8 protein-coding genes are annotated in these 7,508 nt (G+C 74.0%); 6 read left to right on the top strand and 2 right to left on the bottom strand.

Annotated elements, in window-relative coordinates:
• The 4 genes from ADY59_RS52105 to ADY59_RS45690 all read left to right on the top strand — a co-directional run.
• Window positions 1-865 (top strand): hypothetical protein (locus ADY59_RS52105; RefSeq protein WP_197094175.1); only part of this gene is annotated, 865 nt, incomplete at its 5' end.
• 78 nt (window positions 866-943) lie between these two features.
• The gene (locus tag ADY59_RS47900) at window positions 944-2,065 is read left to right on the top strand and encodes a sensor histidine kinase (RefSeq protein WP_053175797.1); all 1,122 of its coding nucleotides are present in this window, start codon (window positions 944-946) and stop codon (window positions 2,063-2,065) included.
• Complete coding sequence (locus ADY59_RS45695; RefSeq protein ID WP_049577125.1) at window positions 2,062-3,150, top strand: sensor histidine kinase; 1,089 nt, start codon at window positions 2,062-2,064, stop codon at window positions 3,148-3,150. The genes ADY59_RS47900 and ADY59_RS45695 overlap by 4 nt, the downstream gene beginning before the upstream one ends.
• Window positions 3,147-3,746: a response regulator transcription factor gene (locus ADY59_RS45690; protein ID WP_049577123.1), complete on the top strand. Its 600-nt coding sequence runs from the start codon at window positions 3,147-3,149 to the stop codon at window positions 3,744-3,746. Before ADY59_RS45695 ends, ADY59_RS45690 begins: the two co-directional genes overlap by 4 nt.
• Before the next feature lie 4 nt (window positions 3,747-3,750).
• On the opposite strand, the gene ADY59_RS45685 is transcribed toward ADY59_RS45690, so the two are convergent.
• Window positions 3,751-4,953, bottom strand: coding sequence for an FAD-dependent monooxygenase (locus ADY59_RS45685; RefSeq protein WP_049577120.1), 1,203 nt, complete (start codon window positions 4,951-4,953; stop codon window positions 3,751-3,753).
• 52 nt (window positions 4,954-5,005) lie between these two features.
• Here ADY59_RS45685 and ADY59_RS45680 point away from each other — a divergent pair, with 52 nt between their 5' ends.
• Complete coding sequence (locus ADY59_RS45680; RefSeq protein ID WP_049577118.1) at window positions 5,006-5,743, top strand: TetR/AcrR family transcriptional regulator; 738 nt, start codon at window positions 5,006-5,008, stop codon at window positions 5,741-5,743.
• Here the strand turns inward: ADY59_RS45680 and ADY59_RS45675 are convergent.
• Entirely contained in the window at window positions 5,730-6,959 is a 1,230-nt protein-coding gene (locus ADY59_RS45675; protein WP_197094176.1) for a class I SAM-dependent RNA methyltransferase, read from the bottom strand. The two genes, ADY59_RS45680 and ADY59_RS45675, sit on opposite strands and share 14 nt — an antisense overlap.
• Window positions 6,960-7,175: 216 nt before the next feature.
• Here ADY59_RS45675 and ADY59_RS53625 point away from each other — a divergent pair.
• Window positions 7,176-7,508, top strand: a 333-nt coding sequence (locus tag ADY59_RS53625) for an alpha/beta-hydrolase N-terminal domain-containing protein (protein ID WP_049577112.1), incomplete at its 3' end; no start/stop codon positions are given.

The raw sequence follows: 7,508 nt of genomic DNA, 5'->3' as shown, positions 1-7,508 counted from the left end.
GTCCCCCTCCCCGTCGCCGTCCCCCGTGCCCGCCGGGTACGTCGCCTTCGTCGACACCGCCGCCGACCCGGGCTTCGACCTGCCCGCCGACTCGCGCCGCACCGGGGTGCGCTGGTACGCGCTGGGCCACCTGGTCGGCGCGCCCGACGGCTGCACCGTGCGGTGGGCCGGGCGGCTCGACTTCGGCCACGACCCGGTGGCCAACAAGATCGGCCGGTTGCGCGCCAGGGGCGGCGACGCCGGGCTGGTGTTCGGCGGCCCCGGCGGCCGCGAGGCGGCGGCCACCTGCACCAGGCCCGGCGCGCTCGCCGCCGCCTACCGGCGGAAGGTGGGGGCGTTCGACGCCGCCTACATCGACTTCGACCTGCGCACAGAGGCCGGCTCGGACAGCGGTTCTGAAGCCGCGGAGGCGACGGCGTTGCGGCGGGCGCGGGCGATCCGGTCGATGCAGCAGGAGCGGCCGCTGCGGGTCGGCTTCACGCTGCCCCTCAAGCCGTACGGGCTGACCGCGCGCGACGTCGAGACGCTGCGGCTCACGCGGCAGGCGGGCGCCGACGTCTCCGGGGTCAACCTGCTGGCCACGATCGAGCCGCAGAGCGCGCCCGAGGGCCGGATGCGCCGGCTGGCCGAAGCGCTGCGCGCCGCCCGCACGCAGCTCGCCGAGGTGTACGGCCTGGCGGAGCCGGACGACGCCTGGCGGCGGATCGCGGTGACCTGTGTCCTGTCGAGCTCCGGCGACCTGACCGGGAGCGACGCCCGCAAGCTCACCGCGTTCGCCGGCCGATACGGCCTGGCCTGGCTCTCCACGCGTGGCGCCGCGCCCGTCCCGGAGACGGCTCTCGTCCTGCGCGGCGCTCCTGCCTGACCCCCCGCCGCACACCCGCCGAAACTATAGGCTTGTCGGGATACGGGGTGTTTTGTAGTCCGATAGGGGGATGGGCGGGTGGCCACCAGGCCGGAGACGGCGAAGAAGCTCCTGCTCTACTGGCTGGACGGCATGGTCGCCCTCCTGGGCGTCTTCCTCGCCGGGCTGATCGCCGCCGCCGCCGCCCAGGGCCGGCTGTCCGCCGCCTCCGCCGTGACCGCCGTGGTGTCCATGGCCGGTGTGATGCTCCTGTACTCCCTCGTGCTCCGGGACGCCTACGACGAGCGCCCGCGCCCGACCGGGAAGCTGATCGCCGGCGGGGTGCTCACCGCGGCAACCCTGGCGCTGACCCTCCCCATGCCGTCCGAGGCCAACGGCTCCGTGGAGACCCTGGCCTACATCTGGCTCTCCACGACCGTGCTCTACCTGCCGCTGTGGGTCGTCGCCTGCACGGGCGCCGCGCTCGTCACCGTGCTCACCACCTACGTCTCGGCCGTGGCGGGGCTGCCCTGGCAGAACATCCTGATGATGCACGTGATGAGTGCCGTGCTCCTGCCGGGCGCCACCTGGTTGTGGTGCTGGCTGTGGCGGACCATCAAGGACGCCAACGACAGCCAGGCGGCCAAGGCCAGGCTGGCGGTGGCCGAGGAGCGGCTGCGCTTCGCCCGCGACCTGCACGACCTGCTCGGCCACAGCCTGTCGGTCATCACGCTGAAGAGCGAGCTGGCCGCGAAGCTCGCCACCAAGGACGCCGCCAAGGCCGGGACCGAGATGGCCGAGGTCCGCCGCCTGGCCGGCGAGTCGCTGATCGAGGTGCAGGTGGCCGTGGACGGCTACCGCACGCTGGACCTGGACGTGGAACTGAACGGCGTGCGCGCCGCGCTGGAGGCGGCCGGCGCCCGCTGCCTGATCGACGCCCGCGCCGACGACCTCACCCCGGAAGCCCGTACGCTGCTCGCCTGGGTCGTGCGTGAGGGGGCCACCAACGTGCTCAAGCACAGCAAGGCCACGAGGTGCGCGATCACCATCGCCGGCGGGGTGCTGGAGATGCGCAACGACGGGGTGCGGTCCGGCGCGCCGGCGGGCGCCGGGAGCGGGTTGCGCGGGCTGGCCGAGCGGATGGTCACGGCGGGCGGCTCGTTCTCCGCCGCGCCCACTGCGGACGGCGAGTTCCTGCTGAGGGCCGGGGTGCCCGCATGAGGCGCGCCACCAAACTGGACAAGATCCGCTGGATCGTCGTCTACTCCTGCGACCTGAGTCTCCTGCTCGCCCTCATCGGGCTGATCGACCTCCATGCGCAGTGGCAGAACGGCGTGCCGGCCGTGCCGGCCGCGGCGGGCGCGGTGCTCCTGGTGAGCCTGGTCGTGATGACGAGCCGGGCGGTGCGGATCGCCGTGCGGGGCGGGGCCCGGCCGACCGCGCTGCTGACGATGGGCACCGTGTGCGTGCTGCTGCTGACCGCGTTCCCGCTCATCTGGGCGCCGCCGGTGTGGCTGGCCCTGATCGGGCCGTACGTGCGCCGCCGCACCCTGGCCGTGCTGGCGCTGGTCTCGCTCGCCGTTCCCAGCGTGTACGTGACGGTGGCCTACGAGTTCGTCCCGGCGCTGCTGGCGGTGCAGGCGGCGTTCAGCGTGCTCCTCGGCGGCGGGGTGCTGGCCAACCTGTGGCTGTGGGGGATCGCCAGGGAGGCGCACGAGGGACAGGAGGCCAAGGCGATGCTGGCGGTGTCGGAGGAGCGGCTGCGCTTCGCCCGCGACCTGAACGACCTGCTGGGCCAGAGCCTGACCGGCATCGCGGCCCGCACGGCCGGCGCGCAGGAGCGGCTGCCGGACAGCCCCGAGGACGCGGCGCGGGTGATGTTCGAGGTGCGTGACGGGGCCAGGCAGGCGCTGCGCGAGGTGCGCGCCACGGTGCAGAACTACCGGGCGCTCGACTTCGAGGAGGTGCTCGCCAGCGTCCGCGCGGTGCTGGAGGCGGCCGACGTGCGCTGCACGGTCGACGCCGACACCGGCGACCTGGCACCGGAGACCCGGACGCTGCTGGCCACCGTGGTCCGCGAGGGCGCCACCAACGTCCTGAAGCACAGCCGGGCCGAACAGTGCACGATCATGATCAGGGAAGGAATCCTGGAGATGTCCAACGACGGCGTCAGCGGGCCCGTGGGCGAGCACGCCCCCAACGGCCTCGGCGGCTTGGCGCAACGCGTCGCCGCCGCCGGCGGCTCCCTCTCGGCCTCGCCCACCCTTGAAGGCGCCTACCTGCTCAGGGTCGAGGTGCCCGCATGACCACGCGCGTGCTGCTGGCCGACGACGAGCACCTGATCCGCGGCGCCATCGCGGCCCTGCTGGACCTGGAGGACGGCATCCAGGTCGTGGCCCAGGTGGGCAGGGGCGACGAGGTCGTCGCCGCCGTCGCCGAGCACCGGCCGGACGTGGCCGTGCTCGACATCGAGATGCCCGGCATGGACGGCCTCAGCGCGGCCGAGCGGATCAGCTCCCAATGCAAGATCGTCATCCTGACGAGCCTGGGCCGGCCCGGCTACCTGCGCCGCGCGATGGCCGCCGGGGTGAGCGGCTTCCTCGGCAAGGACGCCTCGGCGGAGGAGCTGGCGATGGCGATCCGCAAGGTGCAGGCGGGCGGGCGCTACCTGGACGCCGAGCTGGCCGCGGCCGCGATGGCCGCCGGCGACAGCCCGCTGACGGACCGGGAGCGTGACGCCCTGCGCCTGGCGGCCGACGGAATGGCCATCTCCCGGATCGCCGGCGAGTTGCACCTGACCGAGGGCACCGTGCGCAACTACCTGTCGAGCGCCATGACCAAGCTCAACGCCCAGAACCGCCTGGAGGCGATCCGCACCGCCCAGCGCATGGGCTGGCTCTGACGGGTCAGCCGCCGGCGTGGACCGGCTGGTCCCAGTCGATGCGGTAGTCGTAGATCCACCGGCTCGGGTCCTCGCCCCTGCGCTCCATGCGCTTCAGCGCCGCCGCCATGATGAAGTCACGCGGGATGCGCGCCACGGGCCCGAGGCCCTTCCAGCCGCCGGTGCTGTTGCCCTGGGCGACGACGCGTTCCACGCGCTCGCGGCGCAGGCGTTCGTAGGCGGTGAAGGCGGCGGTGACGCCGGGGCTGTCACGCAGGCACTTCGCCAGGACGACGGTGTCCTCGATGGCCATGGCCGCGCCCTGCCCGATCGAGGGGGCGGTGGCGTGCGCGGCGTCGCCGATGACGATCATCCGGTCGCGGTGCCACCGGGGCACGGCCGGGACGTCGTAGGTCTTCCAGGCGCTGAAGATCTTGCCGGACGCCGCGACGAGGTCGGCGGCCGGGCCTTCGTCGTCCCGGAACAGATCGAGCAGGTGGCCCCGCCACTCCTGCGGGCTGATCGCGGCCAGCTCGCCCCGGGTGGGCTCGGCCTTCCTGGCCGGGTTCGCCGCCCACCAGACCTCGCCGTCCGGATGGGTGAGGTGCGCGAAGAAGGCGTGCCTGCCGAAGATCGCGCACATCAGGCCCGGTTCGGCGCCCGTGGAGACGCCGCGCGCGTAGCCGCCGGTGTTGAGCAGCCCGGAGTAGCGGACGCCGGGTGCGCGCGGGTCGATGATCTCGCGGGTGCGTGACCACAGGCCGTCCGCGCCGATCAGCAGGTCGCCTTCGGCCGCGCTGCCGTCGGCGAACCTCGCCACCACCCGGCCGCCCCCGCTCTCCGCCTCCACGAGCCGCTTGCCGTACTCGATCGGCACGCCCAGTTCTTCGGCGTGCCGGCGGAGCAGGCGGTAGAGGTCGGCGCGCTTGACGGTCCTGCTGACGGTGCCGTCCGGTAGCGGCGCGCCGTACTGGAGCTCGCCGAGCTTCTTGCCGGAGCCGCTGGTGAGGGCCATCCTCGGCGTCTCGAAGCCGATCTCCCGGACGTCTATGCCGAGGGTGCGTAACGCGTCGAGCGCGTTCACCGCGAGGGTCAGGAAGGCGCCCACGTTGTCGGCGTCGCGATCGTAGGCCTCGTGGACGACCGATCCGATGCCCGCCTTGCGGAGCGCGATCGCGCTCAGCGTGCCGGCGATGCCGCCGCCCACGATCAACGTTGTGTATGTCATACACCGAATATATGACATACACTTGCCGGGACGGCAAGAGGAGGACGGAACGATGAAGGACGGCCTGCCGCCAGGTCTCGGCGAGCTGTGGGCCCGGATCGGCGAGCCCGAACCGGAGCCGAAGACCCGGCTGACCCTGTCCCGCGTCACGCGGGCGGCGGTGGAGCTGGCCGACGCCGACGGCCTCGACGCCGTGTCGATGGCCAGGGTCGCCGAGCGCCTCGGCTTCACCACGATGTCGCTCTACCGGCACGTGAAGAGCAAGAGCGAGCTCCTGCTCCTGATGCTCGACCGGGTCGCGGCCGTGCCCCCCGAGCTGGACGAGCCCTGCGACGGCTGGCGTCCCGGCCTGGAACGCTGGTGCCGCGCGCAGTGGGAGATGCTGCACGCCCACCCGTGGATCGTGCACCTGCCGATCACCGGGCCGCCCATCACGCCCAACCAGCTCGCGTGGACCGACCGGGCCCTCGGCGCGCTGGAGGGCACCGGGCTGAGCGAGGCCGACAAGGCCGGGGTGGCTCTGCTGGTCGCCAGCCACATGCACACCATGGCGCGGCTGAGCGCCGACCTAGGGCCGGCCGCCTCCGGCGAGTCGATCGCCGCCTACAGCGACCTGCTCGGCGGGCTCGTCGACGGGCGGCGCTTCCCCGCGCTGCGGGCCGCGATCGACGCCGGCGCCTACGACTACCCGGCGGGCACCCCGGCGGACGAGCGGCGGCTGGACTACCGCTTCGGGCTCGCCCGCATCCTGGACGGCGTGGCGGCCCTGATCCACGCTACGAACGGGTGAGCAGCGCCACGCACTCGACGTGGTGGGTCATCGGGAAGGCGTCGAAGGCGCGCAGGTCGCCGAGCCCGTAGCCGCGCTCGGCGAACCAGGCCAGGTCGCGGGCCAGCGTCGCGGGGTCGCAGGACACGTACACCACGCGCAGCGGCTCCAGCGACGCGACGCGCTCGACCACGTCGCGGCCCAGCCCGGAGCGGGGCGGGTCGACGACTACGAGGTCGGCCCGCTCGATCTGGAAGCGGTCCAGCGCCTCCTCCACCCGCCCCCGCTCGACCCGGGCCTGGGGCAGGTCACGCAGGTTGGCGCGGGCGTCGCGCACGGCGGCGGCCTCGGACTCCAGCCCGAACACCGCCCCCTCGGGGCCGACGGCCTCGGCCAGACCAGCGGCGAACAGCCCCACCCCGCAGTAGAGGTCGAGCGCCCACTCCCCCGGCTCCGGCGCCGCGTAGGCCAGGACGGCGTCGAGCAGCGTCTCGGCCGCCCCCGGATGGACCTGCCAGAAGCCGCTCCCGGCGACCCGGAACTCGCGGTCGCCCACCCGCTCGTGCAGCAGCCCGGAGCCGCGTCGCGGCACGGTGCGGCCCTTGCCCTGGTCGAGCAGGACCGAGGCGGGGGCATCGAGGTCGGGCACCGCCACCTTGCGGCGCGGGCGTGGCGCGACGACGACGGCTCGGTCACCCTCGGACGAGGCGATCACCTCAACGGACGCGGCGCCCGGCCACTCGTGGTCCTCGGCGGCGACGGCCTCCACCTCGGGGTGCGCGATCAGGCAGGCGTCGATGAGCTGGATGTCGTGCGAGCGGTGCTTGCGCAGGCCGAGCCGGCCGCCGGGCAGGGCGGCGAACTGGACGCGGGTGCGCCAGCCGAGGCCGTCCTTGGCGCCCGGCACCTCCTCCACGACGATGTCCCGCTCGATGCCGGCCAGGCGGTGCAGCTGCTCGGCTACCACGGCCGCCTTGAGCCCGCGCTGCGCCTCCAGCGTGGCGTGCTGCCAGTCGCAGCCGCCGCACAGGCCGGGGCCGGCGTAGGGGCAGGGCGGGACGACGCGGTCGGGCGACGGCTGGAGGATCTCCACGGCGTCGGCCCGCAGGAACCGGGTGGTCTCCTCGGTGACCTCCGCGATGACCCGCTCTCCCGGCAGCGCGTGCCGGACGAAGACCACGCGCCCTTCGTGGCGTGCCACGCACCAGCCGCCGTGGGCGACCGGACCAACTGTCAGCTCGAGTGATACCTGTTCCACAGCAATACCCTATGCCGTTCACCGAGTCGCCCGGAGCGGGCGAACGTCCCGCCCGGACCGGGCCGCGTCCCTCCGTTCGTCCGAGCACCGGTACGCGACACGCCGCCTTCCGGCGCGGGTCGTCGCGGCTCGGACGCGCGAAGCGAGCGGCCGAGGGCCCCCGCGCCCGGCCCTCCGGCTACTCTGAGTGGTCGCATGCTCGTCAGGGTTCGGGGGGACGCTGAGTTGTGGAAACTGGGGTTCGGGGGGACTCTGCTCGGCGCGCTGTTCTTCTGCGCGTCGCTGACACCTTCGCTGCTGCCCCGGACGTGGCTCTACCAGGGGGTCATGGGCGCGGTCACGGCCGTTCTCGGCTACGCCGTGGGGGCCTCGGCGGCGACGGTGTGGCGGGCGGTGGGGGGCCTACCGCCCCCCGGGGGGGGGGGGGCGGCCGCGGGGGGGGGTAATGTGGCGGGGGTCGTCCCCCTGGGCGCCCCGGGGCCGGGGGGCACACCCGAACAGGCAGCGGGACCCCGGGGGGGCCCTGGG

This window comes from Nonomuraea sp. SBT364 (genome assembly GCF_001083785.1).
GTDB lineage: Bacteria > Actinomycetota > Actinomycetes > Streptosporangiales > Streptosporangiaceae > Nonomuraea.
The sequence above is the reverse complement of the archived record's forward strand: the minus strand, read 5'-3'. Positions and strand labels throughout refer to the sequence as shown.